This window comes from Neotabrizicola shimadae (genome assembly GCF_019623905.1).
In the GTDB taxonomy this organism is placed as follows: domain Bacteria; phylum Pseudomonadota; class Alphaproteobacteria; order Rhodobacterales; family Rhodobacteraceae; genus Neotabrizicola; species Neotabrizicola shimadae.
The window spans coordinates 3,757,025-3,779,161 of record NZ_CP069370.1 but is presented as its reverse complement, the minus strand read 5'-3'; the positions used below and the strand labels follow the sequence as shown (position 1 = coordinate 3,779,161).

At 65.5% G+C, this 22,137-nt stretch carries 4 protein-coding genes; 1 reads left to right on the top strand and 3 read right to left on the bottom strand.

The genetic code is table 11. The features are described 5' to 3' along the window. Nucleotides 1-25: 25 nt before the first annotated feature. The 3 genes from JO391_RS18315 to JO391_RS18305 are packed head-to-tail and all read right to left on the bottom strand — an operon-like array spanning nt 26 to nt 5,828. Complete coding sequence (locus JO391_RS18315; protein WP_220661842.1) at nt 26-1,474, bottom strand: efflux transporter outer membrane subunit; 1,449 nt, start codon at nt 1,472-1,474, stop codon at nt 26-28. Then, entirely contained in the window at nt 1,471-4,647 is a 3,177-nt protein-coding gene (locus JO391_RS18310; protein ID WP_220661841.1) for an efflux RND transporter permease subunit, read from the bottom strand. The genes JO391_RS18315 and JO391_RS18310 overlap by 4 nt, the downstream gene beginning before the upstream one ends. Then, a complete protein-coding gene (locus JO391_RS18305; protein ID WP_220661840.1) occupies nt 4,647-5,828 on the bottom strand; it encodes an efflux RND transporter periplasmic adaptor subunit in 1,182 nt (393 codons plus the stop codon). Before JO391_RS18305 ends, JO391_RS18310 begins: the two co-directional genes overlap by 1 nt. Before the next feature lie 638 nt (nt 5,829-6,466). Here JO391_RS18305 and JO391_RS21770 point away from each other — a divergent pair. Continuing rightward, nucleotides 6,467-22,126 carry a hypothetical protein gene (locus tag JO391_RS21770; protein WP_310795053.1) on the top strand — a complete coding sequence of 5,220 codons (15,660 nt, stop codon included), beginning with the start codon at nt 6,467-6,469 and terminating at the stop codon, nt 22,124-22,126. The last annotated feature ends 11 nt before the right edge of the window (nt 22,127-22,137 follow it).

Below are 22,137 nucleotides of genomic sequence, written 5' to 3'. Positions count from 1 at the left end.
CCCTCAATCCGGGGCAGATCGAACGCTATCCACCCGATTGCAGAACCGTTGGGGTCGGCTGCGGCTGCGGGGCCCGGACGGCGGCCTTGTCGACCCAGCCGCCGCCCATGGCCTTGTAGATGCGGACCATGCTTGCCATCATGTCATACCGGGTCTGGATCTCTGAAAGCCGGCTTTCGAACAGATCCTCCTGCGCAATCAGAACCGTGGTGTAGCTTTCCATGCCTTCGTTGAAGCTGAGCATGGCCAGCCGCGCCGTCGTTTCCTGTGCCGCGACCAGCTTCTGCTCGGACACGAGCCGTCGCCCGCTTTGCGTATAGTCGACAAGGCCGTCGGACACCTCGCGCAGCGCGTTCAGGATCGCCTGCTGATAGTTCGCCACGGCTTCCGCCTTCTGGGCCTTGGTCACCAGGATGCCGCCCCGGATCAGGCCGCCATTGAAGATCGGCCCGACAAGATCGGCGCCGACCGCCCAGGAGGCGGCCGATCCGTCCAGAAGATTGCCAAGGTCGTCCGAAGCGCGGCCAAGGCTGCCGGTCAGCGAGACGTTGGGGTAAAGCAGCGCCTCTGCCGCCCCGATGTCGGCATTGGCCGCGATCAGATCGGCCTCGGCCTGGGCGATGTCGGGCCGGCGGGTCAGAAGGTCGGAGGGAAGGCCCGCCGGGACGCGCGGCAACCGCAGCGCGGCGAAGGACCGGCCGCGCGGGATGGCCTGCGGCGGCTGGCCGATCAGGACGGACAAGGCATTTTCGGTCGTGCCGATCTGCGCCTCGATCTGGGGCACGGCGGCGGATGCCGTCTCGTATTCGGCCTGCACCTGGCTGAGTGTCACCTCGGAAATCTGGCCATAGGTAAAGCGGTCCTGGAACAGCTGAAGCTGTTCGCCGTAGGTCGCCTGCGTTTCCTTGGCAATCTGCAACTGGGCATCCAGGGCGCGCAGGCGCAGGTAGGCCTCGGCGACAGAGGCGACCAGCGTCAGGACAACACCGCGCCGGGCCTCTTCCGCCCCCACGAGATTGGCTTGTGCGGCCTGGCTCTGGCGCCGGATGCGCCCCCACAGATCGAGCTGCCAACCGGCATCGATCAGAGGCTCGTACAGCGAATTCGGGTTGGGGACGGGTGTGCCCTCGCCCGTGCTTTCCGACACCCGCGCACGTTCGGCCACGCCGGAGTATCGGGCACTTGGGTAAAGACCGGAGCTGTCCTTCAACAGGATTGCGCCCGCCTGATCCACACGGGCGGCGGCAGCCTTCAGATCCCAGTTCTGCGCGAGGGCGCGGTTGATGAGATCGACCAGCGTCGGGTCGCCGAACTCTTTCCACCATTCCACGTTTGCGGCATCCGCCGATCCCTGGACCGCGAACCGGAAACTCGCGGGAGTCGCGACGTCCGGGCGAACGTAATCGGGCCCGACCGTGCAGGCGCAAAGCATGGCGGCCATCATGCCGCCCAACAGGGCCTTGGTGTGCATCATTCGGTCCGGTCGCCTGTCCTGACTTGGTCGGAGGCAGTTTCGGCTGCCGTGCTGCCTTGCCCTGCCGCGGGGGAGCGCTTTCGCATCGATTCGAACATCCAGAAGAACATCGGGACAAACAGAAGAGCCAGGCTCGACGCGCCGATCATGCCGCCGATGATGCCCGTGCCGATCGAATGACGGGCATTTGCCCCGGCCCCCGTCGCTGTTGCCAGCGGCAGCACGCCGAAGATGAAGGCAAGCGAGGTCATGATGATCGGGCGCAACCGAAGCTCGCCAGCCTCGACCGCGGCCTCTTTCAGGCTGCGCCCCGCCTTCCAGCGTTCGACCGCGAACTCGACGATCAGGATGCCGTTCTTGGCCGCCAGCCCCACCATCAGCAGAAGGCCGATCTGGAAATAGACGTCGTTGTCGAGCCCGCGCAGCCAGGTGGCGACCAGGGCACCGAAGACGCCAAAGGGCACGGCCGTCATGACGGCGGCCGGAAGCGACCAGGATTCATACTGCGCCGCCAGGATCAGGAACACCAGAAGCATCCCCAGACCGAAGGCCAGCGCCGAAGTGTTTCCCGCGGTCGTCTGCGAATAGGCAAGGCCGGACCAGCCATAGGTGTATCCCTGCGGCAGGGCGGTTGTCGCGACCTCTTGCATGGCCGCGATGGACTGACCCGAACTGTAGCCGGGCGGAGACTGGCCGGTGATCTGCGCGGCGGGGAAGCCGTCGAAATGCGGAACCAGCGTCGGGCCGGCCTCGTAGCGCGTGCTGATGAAGGTGTTCAGCGGCACCATCGCCCCGTTGCGGTTTCGGACATAGAGGTTCTCGAGCGCGGAGGGGGCATCCCGATAGGGGGCATCGGCCTGCACGATCACATTCCAGACCCGGCTCATTTCCGTGAACTGGCTGACCGAGGCCGAGCCGAACTGGATCTGCAGCGTCTGGTACACCTCGTCCATGTCCACGCCCAGAAGCGCGACCTTGTCGCGGTCGATGTCAAGCTTGAGCTGCTGCCCCGACGCGCGGAAGGTCGAGCTGAGGCCGGTGATTTCCGGCCGTTTGCGGGCCTCGGCGATGAAGTCGGTCGTGACCTTTTCCAGATCGGCAGGCGTTTGCGTGCCCGTCGCCTGAATCCAGAAGTTGAAGCCCGACTGCGTGCCAAATCCCGGGATTGCCGGTGGGCTGACGGCAATCGCCATGGCCTTGGTGAAGGACCGCGACTGTTCCATGAAGCGGGCGATCACGCTGTTCGCATCAAGGTCCGGTGTCGTGCGTTGGTCAAAGTCCTTGAGCTTGACCCAATATGTTCCGAAGTTCTGGAGATACTGGCTGTCGACAAGGCTGTAGCCGGTCACGCCGACGCGGTATTCTACCGCCGGGTCCTTGGCGAAGATGGCATCGACCTGATCCCCGACCTCGTCCGTGCGGCCAAGGCTGGCTGAATCGGGCAGACCGAAGGCCGCCAGGACAAAGCCCTGGTCTTCCATGGGGACAAAGCTGGTTGGCAGGACCTGGAACAAGGACCATGCCGCCCAGACGATTGCGGCAAAGGCGACCAGTGCCACGTACCACAGTTTGATGACCCAGCCGATCAGCCGACCGTAGCCGCGCTCCATCGCCTTGAAAGCCCGGTTGAACAGCGCGAAGGGACCGCGCGTCGCGCCCGCCCCCGGCCGCAGCAGAAGGGCCGCCATGGACGGCGTGATCGACAGGGCGACGATGCCCGATATGGTGACCGAGACCGCGATGGTGATGGCAAACTGCTGGTACAGCGCACCGGTCGGGCCGCCGATGAACGCGGCCGGAATGAACACCGAACACAGGACGAGCACCGTCGCGACAACGGGGCCTGTGACCTCGCCCATCGCCTTAATCACCGAGTCGCTTGGGCTGGCGCCGCTTTCCTCGATGTTGCGCGTCGCGTTCTCGATCACCACGATCGCGTCGTCCACGACAAGGCCGATGGCAAGCACCAGACCGAACAGCGTGAGCAGGTTGATCGAAAACCCCAGGGCCAGCATTCCGGCGAAGGTGCCGACGATCGAGATGACAATCGCCGCCGCGGCCACCGCGGTGGCACGCAGGCTTTGCAGGAACAGGTACATCACGACCATCACAAGGCCGAGCGCGACGAAAAGCGTGTTGATGACGTCGCGGATCGAAAGGCGGACGAAGTCGGTCGTGTCCAGCGCGATGACGTAGTTCAGACCCGGAGGGAAATTCGCCTTCAGGCTTTCGAGCGTGGCGCGGACGTTGTTGGACACCTCGATGCCGTTCGCCCCCGGCTGCTGGTAGACCACGACGAGGGCGGCAAGCTCTCCGTTCAGGGTGTTGTTCGACAGGTACTGTTCGAAACCCAGTTCGGTCCGCGCCACATCGCCCAGGCGCAGGATGGCCGCGCCATTCTTTTCGTCGGCGCGAAGGATCAGGTCATCATATTGTTCCGGTTCGGTCAGCTGCTGTTCGACCGTCATCGGAAAGGTCTGCTGGACGTCGGTTCCGCCAGGGGGCGCGCCGATTTCGCCGGCGCCGACCAACTGGTTCTGAAGGGCAATGGCGTTGGACACATCGGTTGCCGTCACCCCAAGCGACGCCATGCGCGCGGGATTCAGCCAGACGCGCATCGCCTGGTTCGGATCGCCGAACATGGAAGCCTGACCGGCGCCATTGACCTTCTGGATCGCGTCGAGAACGATCACGTTGGCATAGTCGGTCACATAGGTCAGCGGCAGAAGCCCGTCTTCGGCCGTGATCGCGACCAGCATCATCACGCTGGACGACACCTGCTGGACCGACACGCCATAGGCGGCGACCGGCTTCGGAAGCCTTGGCAAGGCCAGATCGACACGGTTCTGCACCAGTACCTGGGCGATATCCGGATCGACGGTCGCATCGAAATAGACCGAGATCGACATCTGCCCCGAAGCCGAACTGGTCGAGGTCATGTACAGCATGTTCTCGACGCCGTTGATCTGCGCTTCGATCGGCGCCGCGACCGATTCCGCGACCGTTTCGGCATCTGCGCCGTAGTACACGGTCGTGACGTTGATCTGCACGGGCGAGATTGCAGGGTACTGCTCGACGGGGAGCCCCGTCGTGCTGATCCCGCCGATCAGCACGATGATGAGCGCCAGAACGGTCGAGAAGATCGGGCGTCGGATGAAGAAGGCGGAAAGCATCAGTTGCCCTGACTTTCGGTGCCTGCCGACGAGTCCTTCGTCATGGGTTTTGGATCAACCACGGTGTTCGGCTGCATGATCAGACCGTCCACCACCACCTTGTCACCCTTGGCCAGCCCCTTCGAGATGATCCATCCCGTGCCCTGCCACTCCCCGACCTCGACAGGCCGCAGCTGCGACTTGTTGCTTGCGTCGATCACCCAGACGAAATGGCCGGTCTGCGACTGGTGCACGGCGCGCTGGGGCACCACGATCGCTTGGGGTCGGACAAAGCCGGACACGAGAGCCGTCACATACTGGTAGGGCTTCATCACGCCATCGGGGTTCTCGAACGTGCCGCGCACCTGAAACGTGCCCGTGGTGGCATCGAAGGACGGCGCCTCGAATGTCACCACGCCGCCATTCGGAAACGGCGAGCCATCCGGCAGCAGGAGCTTGAACGAAAACTCGCCGTTGGCCGGGGGCTTCAGCGTGCCTTGCTGCGTCTCGCGGCGCCAGTCCGTCAGCTGGTACTCTGACACGGAGAAGTTCACCCACATGGGCGAAACCAGCGATACTGTCGTCAGGGCGGAATTGGAAAAGCTGATGTAGGTCCCGTCCTGCTGCAAGGCCTTGTCCGCCATGCCCGTGACGGGCGAGCGGATCGTCGTGTAGGACAGGTTCAGCTCTGCCTGAGCGACGCCCGCTTTTGCCTCGTCCACATTGGCCAAAGCCCGATCCACGGCGCCGCGCGCATCGTCCAGATCCTTTTTCGACACCGCGTTGGCGGCGGCCAGCGGTTCGATCCGCGCCAGAGTTTCCTGGGCCACCGTCAAGGCGGCCTCCTGCGCACGAACCGCGGCCTCTGCCTGCTGCAGTGCAACCTCGAACGGTTTCGGATCCATCTGGAACAGCACGTCGCCCGCGCGGACCAGCTGACCCTCGACGTATTTGCGGCTGTCCAGGAAGCCCTCGACCCGCGCATTGATCTGAACCGACTGCGAACTTTGCGTCTGAGCGACGAACTGCATCGTGACGGCCAGGTCTTCGGGCGCCGCCTCGACGTAACTGACCTCAACCGGCTTCGGCGCGGCCGGAACCGACTTTGCCGCCTGGCGCCGGTGCTCGAACTCGACATAGCCGAAATAGCCGGCAGCTCCCGCAGCACCGATGAACGCACAGACCAAAAGCCACCGCAGCATCCGGGACGAACTCCAAACTCGCAGGGACCTCGTGCCCTGATTGAACACATGTCGCATCCGCAATTTCAGAGTGTCCTGAACTGGACACCGAAATCCAGCCCCCGACGGCCACTTAGCTGCAACCTTGTCTGAAATGACGGTCTGAGGTCGAGAATGGTCCGCCGATGTTGCAGCGCAGCATCAGCCCGCAGTCCGGGCGGCATCCAGCCCCTGCGCGACAGGCCGCGGCAATCGGTCGGAAGTCGCGATCGGACGGGCCGCAGCATTTCGTGCCGACTGATCGGTGGGCCTCGAGTCACCCGGGGCTAATGCCGGGGTGTTCGCCACCGGACGATCCGCCAACGCCGAAGGATTGCCCAATAAACAGGCACTTGGAGTGAAACGGGGCCGCCGGGGAACCATCAGAATGGCATGACGCCTACCCAAGGTTGGCTCGCCCAACGGTCGAACGGGGAAATCTCTCTACGCCCCGGAGATCTGCTTGCAAGCCCGGAGTCGGGCGTGACAGGTTGCCCGCGCTTCCATGCCAAACGGTCAATCTGTTCAATTAGGGTGCCTTCTTGTCGGACGAAGAAAACCAGACGAGTGTCGAGTCAAACAGTGCCCTGCTTGAAGGAAGGATCGTCAGAACCCCGGGCTTGCTGTTCGAGCTTGGGGCGATCTTCTTCAATCTGCCCCGCAACTGGGTCGTGGTCGGCGACCTTTCCGACATCAACGAAAACTACTTTGGCACCGACCAAGCCGACAGCATCGACGCCGGTGGCGGCGATGACTGGGTTCTGGGGGGCAACAGTACAGACCTGCTGCGCGGTGGAACCGGCAACGATACGGTGTTCGGTGGCACGGACGGCTGGTTCGACGAAATCCATGGCGACCAGGGCAACGATGTCCTCGTGGGTGGCGGGGGTGGTGACGATCTCTTCGGGGGAGAAGGCGACGATACCATTTTCGGTGACACGGCCGAGCTGGATCTGGCCATGCCGCCCGGATCGGGGACGGCGGCCCAGGACGTCGAAGCCTTCCTGCGCGAGAACGAGGAGATCATCGGCTATGTGAAGGCCGGGCTGGAGTTCCTGCACGCCATTCTGACAGGCGGGTTGTCGGCCGGTTTCGCGTTCCTGCGGGACTTTGCCTTTGGCTGGTTCACGGACCTGCTGAAATCGGCGCTGACCGAGGCCGCGCTCGCCGCCACCGAGACGCAGAACGACGATCTGTACGGCGGCCTTGGCAACGATCTGATGAACGGCGGCGCCGGGCGCGACACGCTGTACGGCGGCGAAGGCAACGATACGCTGCTTGGCGGCAACAGCCTGGACCGGCTGGAAGGCGGGGTTGGCGACGATGTGTACTACATCCGCTACTCTCTTGACGACGAGATCGAGAACCTGCGCGCGGGCCGCTCTGGCGCGATCATCGACGAGGTGGTCGAGTCCGCGGGCGGCGGGTTCGACATCGTGCGTTCGGACGTGTCCTATACGCTGACAAACCATGTCGAAGGGCTGGAGCTTCTGGGCACCGGCGCGCTTACCGCAACCGGCAACGCGCAGAACAACGTGATCCGCACCAATGCGGGTTTTTCCACGCTTTACGCGCTGGAAGGTGACGACACGCTGAAGGGGTCTGAACAGACCGGCGGCGGCAATGCCCATATGTACGGCGGCACGGGCAACGACCTCTATGAACAGGTCCGCAGCGGCGATGTGATCTTCGAATATGCGGGCGGCGGGTTCGACACGCTGCGCGTCGCGGTGGACTATTCGCTGGCGGTCGCCGCTGCGGTCGAAGTGATCTACCTGATCGGTTCGGCCGGCCGCTTCTATGGCAGCGACACCGCGAACCTGATCAAGTCCAATATCCTTGCCAACCTGATCAATGGCCTGGGCGGCAACGACACGATCCACGGCGAAGGCGGCAATGACAGCCTGGACGGCGCCGAGGGAGCGGACCTGATCTATGGCGGCGACGGGGACGATGCCATCGGGACGGCCGATCCGACGGCGCTGCTGGCCAACAACACGACCGGCAGAGACACGGTCTATGGAGACGAGGGCAACGACAGCATCACTGGAGCGCGCGGCGGAGACAGCCTGTTTGGCGGCAACGGCGATGACCTGGTGCGTGGCCATGCGGTTCTGGCCAGCGGTGCGCCGGTCTGGTCCGCGACGCTGGATGCCGACATGCTGGATGGCGGCGCGGGCAATGACACGCTGATCGGTGGCGGCGGGGCCGACACGATCCAGGGCGGTCTGGGCAACGACCTGATCCTGGCCGATTACGAGGTGGCGATCGCGACCACGGCAGGCGGCGACCAGGTGTTCGGCGGCGAGGGCGACGACACCGTCTGGGGCAGCGAAACCGGCGATGCGATCTATGGCGGGGCGGGGCAGGATTCCATCCAGGGCTCGGCCGGGGCTGATCTGATCGACGGCGGGGCGGGCGCCGACACGCTGTCGGGTGGCGTCGGAGCCGATACGCTGATGGGTGGGGGCGGCGACGATTCCCTGACCGGCGGCGCCGATGCCGATGTCCTGAACGGCGGACGTGGCAATGACACGCTGTCGGGCGATGCCGGGGACGATCAGTTGGACGGCGGCGGCGGGATCGACCTGCTGCAAGGCGGGCTGGGCCGGGACACGCTGCGCGCCACCTCGGGCAATGCCACGCTGATCGGCGGCGAGGACGACGACAGCTATATGCTGGGCTTTGGGTCCTTCACCGTGGTCGAGGACGCGGGCGGCGGCACCGATCAGGTCACGACGACCGGCAACCTGACCGTGCAGGGTGCGGTCGAGCAGATCACCGTTGTCGATCTGACGCTGCGGAACAACACACAGACCGAGCATTTCGTGCGGGTGGCAGGCGGCGACGGGTCCAGCCTGATCACCGGCGCGAACGGCGACAACTGGCTTGACGGCGAAGGCGGCGACGACACGATCGAAGGCGGCGGCGGCAACGACACCCTGCGCGGCGGCGCAGGCAACGACGTGCTGACCGATCATGGCTGGGGCGATTCCAGTCCGCGCTCGGTGCATTCGGTCGGCGTGGCCGTAACCACCTCTGGCGCCGACCCGTTGCGTCGCGGGCTCCCCACGTCGGCCGGCGAAGGCAGCGTGCTGCTGGGCAGCCTGCTGGTCGGCACGGCCAACGGCGGGACGCAGCAACTGCTGTTCGAACGCACGGCCGTGGTGTTCCCTGATTTCTCGACACTGCTTGGGGCGAATTGCACCCGCCTGTCGAATGTCTATGACGGGGCGCCGGATTTCGACGCGCTGAACCTGCTTGGCGCATCCGATGCCATCACCGGGCTGACCTCGTCCTGGCCGCCTTCGGTGATCGAGGCCGCAGCGACGGCGCAATCCACGCTGATCGCCGTTCTGACACCCGCAACGCTTTCGGCCGGGGATACGAACGGCCTGAACGACATCTATGTCCGCGACGGCACGACCTGGACGCAGATCAATGTCACCGCGTCCGGCACCAGGATCGGCGGCGCCACGCAGCTGGACATGTCGACTGATGGCAGTGCGGTGGCCTTTGTCAGCGGCAACCGCGTGCATGTGTCGGCCAGCGATGGCAGCGGGACGGTCGATCTTGGCTATGGCTTCGGGATCAAGGTGGCGGCAGCCGGGCATGTCGTGGCCGTGCAAGCCCCCGAGGAGGGGGCAACCTATCTTTTCGCCGCCGGATGGATCGAGCTTCGCGACGGCGTGACGGGCGTCTTGCGCGCAAGGATGCAGACCACCGACGGCGGAGAACTGAACGGCAAGACCACCCTCAACGATGTGTCCGACGACGGACGCTATGTGCTGTTCACCTCGACGGCGACGAATGCGGTGGCCACCGGAAACCCGGCCGCCTACAACAACAACCTTGCCGCCGTCTACCGCGACCACCTGCCGACGTCGGTGTATCTGTGGGACAGCGTGACCGGAGAGGTCACCCGCATCTCGCAGGGCAGCACCAGCCCGGAGGATCGCAAGGCCAGCTGGGGCGGAGTGTTTTCGCCCGACGGCCGCACCTTGGCCTTTGTCAGCGCAGACGACTCACTGGATGCCGGCGATGGCAACGGACGCGCGGATATCTTCCTGCTGGACATCCCGACCGGCAAGATTACCCGGATTTCCACCCTGGGCAACGACGCCGACGAAATCACCGATCCCACCAGCGGTCGTGCGCTGGGATTCGACACCACGTTCTCGCTGGTGGGTGACATCCGCTTTGATGCGGAAGGGGATTCGCTGACCTGGGTGGCCAACAACCGAGTCTACCGTGCCGATCTGAGCCTTTCAGGCGGTGCGCGATCCGATGATTGGCTGGATGGCGGCGCCGGGGCCGATACGATGGACGGCGGCGCGGGCGCCGACACCTATATTCTGGACGATGTCGGCGACCGCGCCCAGGACAGCGGGTCCGCACCCTATTTCAGCGGCGGCGAACTGCGCAACGTCGACCGTGCCTTTGTCACCCGGTCGGGCGACTATAGCCTGACGATGGACGGCACGACCCTTTCGGGCATCGAGGAAGTCTATCTGGAACATGTCGCTGCACCGGGCGAAGTGGTTGTCACCGGTTTGGTGGGCGATGCGGTCAACAACCGGCTGTTCGGCAATGCTGGCGCCAACGCGATCGACGGCGGCGCCGGGGCGGACTACATTGATGGAGGGATCGGCCGCAAGAACCTTGATGGCAGTACCCCGGTCCTCTCCGGTGCCGATACGCTGACCGGCGGCGCGGGGAACGACACGATCCGCGCCCGGCTGGGCGTGGACACGGTGGTCGAGCTTGACGGAACCAATGGCGGGATCGACACGCTGATCTCTGTCGGCACGCGGGTGTTCCTGGAAGAAGACCCTGACCAGCTGGCCTATTCGCGCGACTATCTGGCCGCCAATGTGGAGCATGTCGAGATCGAGTCGGAGCTGTCCGCCTATGTGCGCGGCAGTGCCGCGGACAACCGGCTGACAGGCAATGCGGGCAATGACACGTTGCTGGGTCTGGGGGGGCTGGACACCATTTCCGGCGGCGCAGGCAACGACCTGATCGACGGCGGCGCAGCCGTCGGTGGCCTGTTCGGCGGCGGAACGCAGAGCGGCGAGCTGCTTCTGGGCGGGGCGGGCAACGATACCATCCGCGCGGCAGGGCCGGCCAGCATCGCGGGTGGGGCCGGGGATGACCTGATCACCCTGACCGAGATCCTGCCCGATGCGACGATGGTCGGCGCCGATAACATGCTGCCTGTGGCCGTGCTGTCGGGCGGGGCGGGATATGACCGCGTGGTGCTGACCGCGCAGTATGACGCGATCAACTTCCGCACCGCCGACATCTGGATAACCGATGCCGAAACCGGGCTGGCGCGGCTGGTTCAGAACATGCTGATCCTGTCGACCATGGTTACACCGCTGGCTGGGGGCGCGGCGCAGTCGCGCGATTTCCTGTATCTGTTCGAGGTTGAACAGGTCGGCTTCACCAATGGCGTGAACACCTGGTCCGGCCTCGTGTCCGACCTGACTCCGGTGGCTCCTCTGGCCCCCGTCATCATCGACCGCGGGCAAGAGGCATCGGCCCTGGGCGATGTCACGCTGATCTCGACCGTGGCGGGGCCGGGCACCACGATTGCCACGCTGGACGCACGCGACGCCAATGCGGGCTTTGGCGAAACGATCACCTACGAATTCGTCTCGACCACCGGCGGATCGACGGCCACGCGGGTGGCGCTGACCGCCGCGCAGGCCGCGCAGGCCTTTGAGTTTTCGGGCAACCGGCTGGTGCTGAAGGATGCCTCGGTGCTGCAATCGGCGGGGGCCCTGGGGGACTTCCGCTGGACCAGCAGCGACCTGCGGGATGCCGATGACCGCAGCGTGGTCATCTCGGTCCGGGCGGTTGATGCGCGCGGGCTGACCGGCGCGGTGCAGACGGTTGAACTGGCGCTGGCCAATTTCTCGAACCGCTACATCCATGTGATAACCGGCGACGCCTATACCGCCGTGATAGAAACCGACCGGCGCGGGCTGCCGTCGGGCAATGACACGATCTTCGGCCAGAACACGCTGGATCCGGTGTTCGGGGAATACTACGGCGATATCATCCACGCCGCGGACGGCAACGACCTGATCTATTCCGGCGGCTCGGGCTGGCGTGCGCCAGGCACTGTTGCGCTGTTCGATCTGGGATACATCACGAGCGGCGGGATGCCCGCCTATGGCGAGGCAGATGCCATCTGGGCCGGTGCGGGCGACGATACCGTTTACGCCCTGCGCGACCTGACCCGGCGGCTGGATGGCAACGGGCAGGAACTCTTGCAGATCGGCGGCTTCCTCTCGGGCGATGAGGATGGGGCGGGGGCGAACGCGGCCGGGCATGACGTTCTGTATTCGGGCTTCTCCTATGACGGGGGGACCTTCGAGGAAGTCCACCTGACCGATTTCCAGGGCAGCGAGCTGATCCGCATGCGCGAGATCCTGGATCTGACCGAGGCGAGCTACGCGGTCTTTGCCCCGCATGATGTGCCGCTGGACCGCGCGATGATCGCGGGGGGCAACACGCGGAACAACCTGATCACCGGCAATGCGCTGGACAACCTGCTGCTGGGCTATCATTCGCAGTTTGGCACATTGGCGCGCGACACGCATACGGCGGATGGTGACGATACGCTGTATGGCGGGGCCGGCAATGACACGCTGCTTGGCGGGAACGGCAATGACAGCCTGTTCGGCGGCGATGGCGACGACCTGATCACCACCGACGGGGCCGGCGTTGCGATGCTGGATGGTGGCGCCGGCGACGACCACCTGCGCGCCTATGGCAACGGATCGTCGCTGTTTGGCGGTGCGGGCAACGATGTTCTGGGGGATTTCGGCGGATGGAACCGCAACTCGCTTCGCGACGCGTCAGGACTGACGACGCATTACTATGGCGGGGATGGCAATGACCATGTGCTGGACCTGCCGTTCAATGCCACCCTGTACCTTGGTGCGGCAGAGCATGTCTGGGCGGATCTGGGTAGCGGCGATGACCGTATTGACCTGATGTTGACCGCCGATGCCACCATCTTTGGTGGTCTGGGCGACGATACCTATTCCTTCGACGGTCTGTCCGAGGACGGCTACTGGTTGTTGCCGAGCCGCCTGACGGGCCCCGGCACATGGCAAGTGACCGATGCAGGAGGGCACGATACCTTCATCATCGGCGGTGGCCGGGTGGATGGCACCTCGACCATGGATCTGACCGGGTTCGAGGTGCTGGACAGCCAGCTGATCAACGGTCGCTTCCGCTTTGGCGCCGAAGCCAACAACATCACCGTGCGCGGCGCACTGCTGGTCGAGGCGGGTGAGGGCAACGATACCATCACGGCCATGGGCCGATATGGCTTTGACACTGTCGAACAGAGACAGGCGGCCAGCGATGGGGTGACCTTGCAGGGTGGCCTGGGCGACGATCTCTATCGCTTGCAGCACCATACGGCCGCTTCGCTGGGCGCGCTGACGATCACCGAAACCGGCTCCGGCATCGACACCGTGGAACTGGTCGGGCACAGCCTGCTGGACTACACGCTCGGCGCCGAGCTCGAACATCTGACCCTGACCAACAGCGGGGTCTATGGTGCCCGGACGGATGGGGGTGTAACCGTCGAGCTTTGGGGCGATCAGGCGTTCAGCGGCAATGCCGCCGCGAACCGGATCACGTTGGACGACTATTCAGTCGGCCGCATGTATGGGCTTGATGGAAACGACACCATTCGCGGCGGGCTCTACAAAGACGGGCTGTTTGGCGGTGCTGGCGATGATCTGCTCGAGGCTCGCAACGGCGACGATACGGTCGAGGGCGGCAGCGGCAACGATGTGCTGGACGGCGGCCTCGGGCTCGACACGCTGCGCATGGCACGGACAGCGGCGCAGATCGCGGTCACCGACCTGGGCGACGGGCGCTACCGGGTCACCGACCTTGCCGGGGATCTGGGCGTTGACACCGTCTCAGGGTTCGAGCGGGTGGATCTGAACGGCACGGGCTATGACTTTGCCGAACTGGTGCCCACCGCGCCCAACGGCCTGAAGCTGGGCTTTACCCATGTGGTCGACTGGTCGGACTATCACTATGTCTCGGCGCATGTCAGCCCGGACTTTGCATCACTGGCCACGGCCTCGACTGGTCCATATTATCAGCTCAGCAAGACGGTGCTTCTGCCGAAATTCCACCACGGTCAGGGCGAAAGCACCGTTGGCGTGGTCACGATCGACGACATCAACGCCCGCGCGGGCGACAGCTGGACCCTGAGCTTTACCGACGCAACGGGCGTCGTGACCGGACCGGGCGCCGCGCGGGGCTGGACGGTGACGGCGCTGGATGCCACCCTGGCGGCTGCGCTGTTCGAATTCGACGGACAGACCCTGCGCCTGCGCGCCGATGCCGATTTCGCAGCCCTGGAGGCGGCGACCCGGGCGGCACAGCCGAGTTGGGACACTGGCTACGGCTCCAACGGCCTGGAAGGATCGGCCTATCTGGACGATCCGGATTATGCCACGGACACGAATCTGAATGCAGCCTGGGTCAACCGCAGCCCCAATCGCCCGATAACCCTGCAAATCGGTGTTTCTGTGACCGATGCGGCGGGTCTGACCACCATTCGCATGATCGAGCTGGACTATCAGCGCCCGGTCATCTCGCTGAACGGCGAACAGACCGGCCTGCGCGGCACGTTCGGTATGGACACATTGGTCGGCGGCGATGGCGACGACACGATCCTGGGCGACAGCGACGGAAGCGACGACCAGGGCATCACCTCTGCGGGGGCCGAGACCTGGCATGCCACCCACCGGACCGATGACCACCTGACGGGCGGCGCGGGCAATGACGTGCTGTTCGGCGATCTGCGGGCCCATTCGGGCTACGCGATCTATTCCGACGGCACACGCGATCTGTGGTATGGGCTGGTCCCCTATGCCGTGGGCGACGACACGCTGGATGGCGGCACCGGGGCCGACACCATGTATGGCGGATTTGGCAATGACGTCTATTACGTCGACAATGCCGGGGACATTGTGGTGGACCGGCGCAGCGACGGCGGCAATGAAATCCGCGCCAGCGTCAGCTATGCCATGGGCGATCAGGCCGAGGTGCTGCGCCTGATCGGCACCGCCCGCGAAGGGCGGGGCGGCGATTTCGCCGATGCGATCTTTGGCAATGCCGCGGACAACCTGCTGCGCGGTGGTGGCGGGAACGACACGCTGGAGGGCGGCGCGGGCTTTGACACGCTACATGGCGGGGCGGGCAACGATCTTTTGATCGGCGGCGATGGCCGTGACCTGGCCGTCTACGAGGCTCGGATCGGCGATATCGAACTGATCGACCTGGGCAATGGCGACTGGATCATCCGCGACCTGCGGGCCGATACCGTGGCCGGCTTCTTTGGAACCGACACGTTGCAAGGCATGGAGCTGGTATCGCTGGATGGGGCCGTGGGCACCTTGGCCGCCGCTGCGGCCACGACGCTGCCAGGGGTCGATCTGATCGGGCTGGGTGCGTATCGTGCCCCGGTGTTCGGTGTGCAGTCGCAGGCGGGCGATGTGATCGGCCGCGTGGTGCTGCAACCCACCGGCAGCTTCTTCCCGATGGATCCGAGCTATGCGCTGACCGGCGCTTCGGCCAGCGCCTTCCGGCTGGAGGGCGATCTGCTGGTTCTGCACGACCCCTCCTTGCTGGTGGCCGGGCAGGACCTGGTCCTGTCCATCACGGTCACCGCCGGGGTGCGGACCCAGACCACCGATATCCACGTGACCGTGGGCACGGGCGGCGGCATCAAGGCAACCTCCGGCATCTCGACCGGAACGGCCGGGTCCGACACGATCGAGGGCGGCGAAGGTGCCGACAGCCTGGTGGGCGGCGATGGCGACGATCTGTTGACCGACGGCGGCACCCCGCCCGAGGCGGCGGTGATCACCTCTGCCACGGGAAGCCTTGCGGGCTATCCCGATGGCTGGGTGGTTGTGCGCGGCTATCACGTGGGGGGGATCGGAGATATCAGCGTCAGCACGCTGCAAGGACTGGGGGGGCGGCCCAACCCTGCGACCCTGTTGCAGGAAAGCACCCAACAGCTTTGGCTGACCGATGCCCTGAGCGGGCGCAAGACGCTGGTCTCCCGCGCGGCCGATGGCAGCGCCAATGACGCAGATGCCCAGATGCTGGGCCTGTCATCTGACGGGCGATATGTGCTGTATCAGACAGCCGCGACCAACATCGGCCCGTCCGGAGCCGGGATGGATGTGTTCCGGTTTGACAGGCTGTCCGGCCTGACCGAGATCGTGACCACGACCGCCACGATCAGCTCGGGCCAGGACCCCTCGCTGGGCGGGCAGAACGGGGCAATGTCGGCCAATGGCGGCTTTGTCGTGTTCGAAAGCGCGGCGGCTGGCTATGCCGGTGGCACGGGCACCCTGCCCGCGGCGCAGGTCTGGTTGCGCGACATGGGGGCCGGCACGATCACGCTGGTATCGGACGGCGCCACCGCCGGGGCGGGCGGGGCGCGTATCAGCGCGGATGGGCGGTATGTCGTCTTTGGCAGTGCGACCGATCTGGCCGGGGGCGAGGCGGGCACCACCGACCTGTACCGCTGGGACCGATTGACGGGCACTACCGAGCTGGTTTCGGCCAATGCCGCCGGGACGGCGGCGAGCGCGAATGCGACTGGCGCGAGCCTGTCAGGCGACGGCAGGTTCGTGCTTTTCGTTTCGGCGGCGCAGAACCTGGGCGGGGGGATGGCCGGCACGACCGACATCTTCCGCAAGGACATGCTGACCGGCACGGTGATGCTGGTGTCGACCGCTGCCTATGGGGCAGCCGACGGTGACAGCCGCAACGCGGTTCTGTCTGCCGATGGCCGCTATGCGGCCTTTGAAACCCGGGCGACCAATCTGGTGTCCGGCGCCACCTCGACCGACTGGAAGCTGGTCGTGCGCGACCTGTGGACCGGGGTGACGGCCCTCGTGCCGACCAACGCGGATCTTGACTATTCGCCGTTGACCGCTGCCCGTGCCGCATTTTCGACGGACAGCACCCGTCTGACCTGGATCTCCGATGCGGAAGGCAAATCGGTTTCGCTGGCCGCTTTGCTGGCCGAGTCCCCCAATGACACGCTGGACGGCGGTGCCGGCAACGACACGCTGGCGGCCGGCGCGGGCGAGGACCAGCTGTTCGGTGGCACCGGCAATGACCGGCTGTCGGGCGAGGATGGCCACGACCGGCTGGAGGGCGGATCGGGCGACGATACGCTTTATGGCGGCGCGGGCTGGGACAGCCTGTTCGGCGGCGACGGGTACGATCTGCTGAACCTGGGCAACGGCGGGGCACAGGCCGATGGCGGCAACGGGCAGGATACGCTGCGGATTGATGCCGATTGGGCAGACCTGTGGATCTCGGGCGATGCTTCGCTGATCACGGTCAGCCATGCCTCGCAGCCCTTGCCTCCGAGCATCGGTCCCCTGGGCTTTCTTGACGTGACCGGGGTCGAGATGTTCGACCTGAACGGCACGGTCGGATCGGCGCTTGCGGCGGTGAAGCAGGCGGCCAGCGACATCACCCCGGCCAGCACCATCATGGTGCGCGTGGCCGAACCGGGCGACGTGGTGGCCAGCTTTGCCGTGACCGATGCCAACAGCGTGTTTGGCGACGTGCAGACGCTGTCCTTCGGCTCGGCCCCCGGCGGACTGTCGGATTATGACGCTGCGGCACTGTTCGAGATCGACGGGCTGACTCTGCGGCTGAAGGCCGGTGCAAGCCTTGCCACTCAGGGCGATGTGACGCTCCGGCTGCTTGCAACCGGGCTGGATGGGCTGGTTTTTGGCAAGACAATCACCTTCACTCTGCGCGACGGCTATGACCTGGCCGGCACGGCCGGCAGCGACACGCTGACGGGCGCGAATTCGCCCGACACGCTGCGAGGCGGCGATGGCAATGACCTGTTGCAGGGTGTTGGCGGCAATGACCTGCTGTATGGCGATGGCGGCGCGGATACGTTGCTGGGCGGTGCGGGGGCGGACAGCCTGACAGCCGGCGGCGGCGCCGACCTGCTGATCGGCGGGGCCGGCAACGATACCCTGGTGGGCAACGGCTGGCGGGCCGAGGGCGGCAGCGTTCTGGCGCATTTCGAGGGCGGCTGGTGGAACTATGGGTTCGAGTGGATCGAGGACGGGGCCGCTTTGCGCGTAACCGACCTGCGGGACGCCACGGTGCCCGGTCATACCGGGGTCGATCTGGTCTATGGGGTCGATGCGATCAGCTTTGGTGCAGTGCCTGGAGAATGGGGCTGGGTCTATGACAGCATCGTCGCCCTGCTCCCCGAGGCACCCACCGAAATGTTGGTCACCGGCACCCATGTCGGCGGTACGGTCGGTTCGGTGGTTGGACAGCTGTCGGTGATCGACGGCAACATGTTCCTGGGCGACACGCCGGACTTTGCCTTTGCCGATACGTTGGGCGGTCTGAGCGCGGCGGAGGCCGCGCGACTGTTCGAGCTGGTCAAGACTACCTATTTCCGCACGGAATTGCGGATCAAGGACCCAGGCGCCGCAGCCCTGATCGACGGACAGACCCAGCTGACGCTGGTGGCGACCGGCAAGGACGGCCTCAGCATCACCCGCACCGTCACCCTGACATCCGAGCGCAACAACCTGCTGAGCGGCTCAGCCCTGGCGGATGTGCTGGATGGCGGCACGGGCAATGATACGCTGCAGGGCCTGGCGGGCGATGACACGCTGATTGGCGGGCTTGGCAATGACCTGATCTACGGCGGCGACGGAGCGGGCGACCTGGCGGTCTACTCCACGGCCTGGACCAACCTGCGGGTGCTGGCTGCGGGCGGGGGCTATGCTGTGACAGACCTGCGCGCCGCATCCACTCCGGGTCAGCTGGGGGCCGATACCGTTTCCGGCGTTGAGCTGCTGCGCATTGCCGGGCGCACCGGGGCCATCGACAATGCCGTGGCCCAGGCCGCCACGGCGATCACCCTGTCGGGCGGTCCGCTGACCGGCGCTGCGCTGGCCGGGGCTGTCGCCGGGGTGCTGACGGTGACCGATGCCAACGCCATATTCGGTGATGTGAACAGCCTTCAGCTGGTGGATACGGCAGGCGGCCTGACCGCAGCGGCCGCATCTCAGCTGTTCCGCATCGTGACCGAAGATGGCGTCGCACGGCTGGTGCTGCAGGCCGGGGTCAATCTGGCAGAAGGGCCCGACAGCTATACCGTCGGCCTTCGGGCGACGGGACTGGATGGCTTGTCTTATGTTCAGGCTGTCACGGTAGCGGTGAACACCGGCTTGGCCTTGACCGGCACCCCTGGCGCCGACACGCTGACCGGGGGCTGGGGCGATGACACGCTGACCGGAGCCGAAGGCGATGACCTGCTGGAAGGCGGGCGCGGCGACGACCGGGTCCTTGGTGGCCAGGGCGGGGCCGATACGGCGGTCTATCGGGCAGCGTGGCAGAACCTGACGGTAGCCCAAACTGGCGGCGGCCAATGGCAGATCACCGATCTGCGCGGCCCAGGGTTGCCCGAACATCTGGGCACTGACACGCTGAGCGGCGTGGAGTTTGTGACGATCGACGGGCGCACCGGCACCATCGCGGCGGCGGTGTCTGTGGCCCCAACGGCGGTCCAGGCCGGCACCACCAACTTCAGCCAGACCCTCGCCGCGGGCAGCACCATCACCACGCTGACGGCAGTGGATGCCAACGCGGTATTTGGCGATACGTCGGCGTTCCGTCTGGTCGATGCTGCGGGCGGGCTCACGGCGGCGCAGGCGCAGGCCATGTTCGCGATCGTCGGGTCGGAACTGCGCTTTATCGGCAGCAACGCGCTGGCACATGGCAATGCCATGACCATCGCGATCGAGGCGACCGACAGCCGCGGTCTGAGTTTCGTGCAACAGCTGGTGATGACCGTCGACCGGGTAAACAACCACCTGCCCGAGGTAGGTTATGACTATGCCGAGGGTGCGGAAACCGCGGTTCTGTCTGTCAATGTGCTGGAAAACGACACCGATGCAGACCCCTCTGACCCCCTGACCCTGTCGCTTGCGCCGGGCAAGGCGCCCTTTGTCACCGCGCTGGAGCTGATGACCGACGACGGGGTGATGACCATCACCGACGCGACAGAGACGGTTCGGCTGCGCGGGCTGGCGATCAGCGGCCAGGCGTTGCTTGACCAGATCCGCGCGGGCTTTGACGCCCAGGCGGATGGTACGCTGACACTCACCGCCCCTGCGCTGCTGCAGGATTACCTTGTCGCCCGTCTGGGCGAGTGGGGGCCCGTCTACGGGTCGATCAACCTGAGCCCATCCTGGGCCTATGTCCATTTCAGCTATACGGTCGAGGACAGTTTCGAGGCCACATCGGCCACCCCCGGGGCGGGCTACTTCCGGCTGAACGGCAGCGATCAGGCCATCACGGGCACCCCCGGCGACGATGTGCTTCACCTCGACATGGGCAGCCTTGTCCGGCTGTCTGGCGGACGTGATTTGGTTCATCTGGCCGATGGCCGCAACACGGTCGAGATCTCGGGCGGTGAAGTCACGATCCATGGTGGAGCGGTGCAGGACAGCATCGCCGTGTCCGGCGGCCTTGCAACCGTTCATGCCGGCGGGGGGAACGATACCCTGTCAACCGGCGTTGGCGGGACGATGTATCTGGATGGCGGCGCGGGCGATGACGTGATCATCGCCGTCGGCGGGGCCGCTCAGACCGTGGAAGGTGGTGCCGGCGATGACAGCATCATTCTCCATGCGCAGGGCGGCACGACCCTGGTCTACCAGGGGGTAACCTGGGCAGACCTGCGGGTAGAAGGCGACCGCATTTCCGACATGCGGGCCACGGGCACGGCCGGTCATCTGGGAAGCGACACCATACAGCGCCTGGGTGGCGAACGGTTGGTGATCGGCGGGCTGGAAGGTGCCTATGACGATGCCATCGCGCGGGCTGCCAGCGCCATCGCGCTGGACATGTCACCGGCGGGCGCGGCGCTGACGCGCGGGGCAACGGTCGCCGGGATCATGGTGACAGACGTCAACGCAACCTTCGGAGACCGGCATGCGGTGACCTTTGCCTCGGCCGCCGGCGGGCTTTCAGCGAGCCAAGCCGCCGCGCTGTTCCGGATCGTGGACACGGGGACCGGCCCGCGCCTGGTGATCCTGGATGCCGCGGGAGTTGCGGCGCTTTCGCAGCCGATACAGCTGGCGCTGACGGCGACAGGTCTGGACGGGTTGTCGTATACCCAGGTGCTCCAACTGACCCTCGACACCGGAGCCATCACGGGAACCGGCGCCGACGACCAGCTGACCGGCGGAACCGCTTCCGACTTCATGTTTGGCGAGGGCGGGAACGACATCCTGCTGGGTCGTGGCGGCCGTGATACCCTGGATGGGGGCACGGGCGATGATACGCTCGACGGCGGTGCCGGCAACGACCGCATGCTCGGCGGCGACGGCAACGACAGCTATCGTCTGGACAGCGCCGGCGATGTGGTAATCGAGGTCGCGAACGAAGGGCAGGACACGATCTACGCCAGAACCGATCTCCACCTGGAGGACAGCCAGCATGTCGAGGTTCTGGTCGTCTACGGCGCCTTGCGTGACGCCTCCCTGGGCGGGAACGGGCTGGAAAACGAGCTGATCGGCGGCGACGGAAACGACACTCTGTCCGGAGGAGGCGGGAACGACTTCTTGCGCGGGCGCCTGGGGAACGACGTCCTGGCAGGCGGTACGGGTGATGACACCCTGATCGGTGGAGAAGGCGATGACTTCTATCAGGTCGACAGCCTTGGCGATGTGATCATCGAGTCTCTCGGCGGCGGCACCGACCGGATCACCACTTCGGTCAACTATACGCTAGGCGCCAGTGTCAAGGTCGAACACCTCTTCGCGGCCGCCGATGCGGGCCACGGCCTTGTGCTGACCGGCAACAGTCTTTCCAACCTGATCTATGGCAGCACTCAGGCGGACACGCTGGTGGGTGGTGCCGGGCGCGACACGTTGGTGGGCGGGACGGGCGATGACCTGCTGATCGGGGGGCGTGGGTCCGACTTGTTCGTTCTGCGCTCCACCGCAGGCAACGACCGGATAAGCGATTTCGACAGTCTGTCGAATGACCGGTTCGTTCTGGATCCCGGAGGGCAGTTCACGGCGATGACGCAACTGGATGCCGATCTGGACGGTTCGACCGACGATATCCTGCTGACCTATCAGGGCGGCACCGTTGCGGTCATGAACGGTCCGGCATCGCTTGCGCTCGAGGATTGGAACGCCTGGGTGATCTAGGGTCAGGCCTC

Bases quoted from the DNA above. Each gene is read 5' to 3' on its own strand.
- JO391_RS18315 (WP_220661842.1), bottom strand. From the start codon at position 1,474: ATGATGCACACCAAGGCCCTGTTGGGCGGCATGATGGCCGCCATGCTT.
- JO391_RS18310 (WP_220661841.1), bottom strand. From the start codon at position 4,647: ATGCTTTCCGCCTTCTTCATCCGACGCCCGATCTTCTCGACCGTTCTG.
- JO391_RS18305 (WP_220661840.1), bottom strand. From the start codon at position 5,828: ATGCTGCGGTGGCTTTTGGTCTGTGCGTTCATCGGTGCTGCGGGAGCT.